Raw genomic sequence first — 504 nt, 5'->3', positions numbered from 1 at the left:
CCACGTCCACACCGGCGCTGGACGCCTCGAACAGGTCGTGCAGCTTGAGGTGCCGCGGCATCAGCGGGTGGTTGGGGGTCGTGTCGAGGTCACCGAGGTCCCAAGCGCGGGCGTCGCTGATCTGCGACGGGATGCCGCGGTGGTAGAGCAGCGACGAGTCGGACGCGAACCCCTCCTCCCCCATCAGCTCCTCGTAGTAGAGGCCGCCGTCGGGGTTGCGGTGCTGGGTGTGCCGCTTGCCCGGCACGCTGCCGAGGCGCTGGTAGTAGGCCATGCTCGATCCTCCTGGAACCCATCAACGAAGTGTCCGCTGGGCGGACGAAAGTGTCTCTCTACCTTCACCATCCAGTAGCCTGCGCCACATGTCAACGCGCTTTGCCGTCCGCGCGGAGAGGCCCGCCGAGCGAGACCTGTTTGCCCGGCTCGTCGACGATGCGGCCGTCTTCCCACCGGGTCTCGCGCCCCTCGACCGCGCCGTCGCCGAGCACCTCGCGCGGCAGGACC

Annotated in this window: 1 pseudogene; it reads right to left on the bottom strand. The window is 69.0% G+C overall.

From position 1 onward, the window contains the following. Window positions 1-274: pseudogene (locus tag F2B26_RS17105) on the bottom strand (homogentisate 1,2-dioxygenase); the annotation flags it as partial. Between the last annotated feature and the right edge of the window lie 230 nt (window positions 275-504).

The sequence above is a fragment of the Cellulomonas citrea genome (assembly GCF_009829685.1).
Taxonomy (GTDB): domain Bacteria; phylum Actinomycetota; class Actinomycetes; order Actinomycetales; family Cellulomonadaceae; genus Cellulomonas; species Cellulomonas citrea.
The sequence above is the reverse complement of the archived record's forward strand: the minus strand, read 5'-3'. Positions and strand labels throughout refer to the sequence as shown.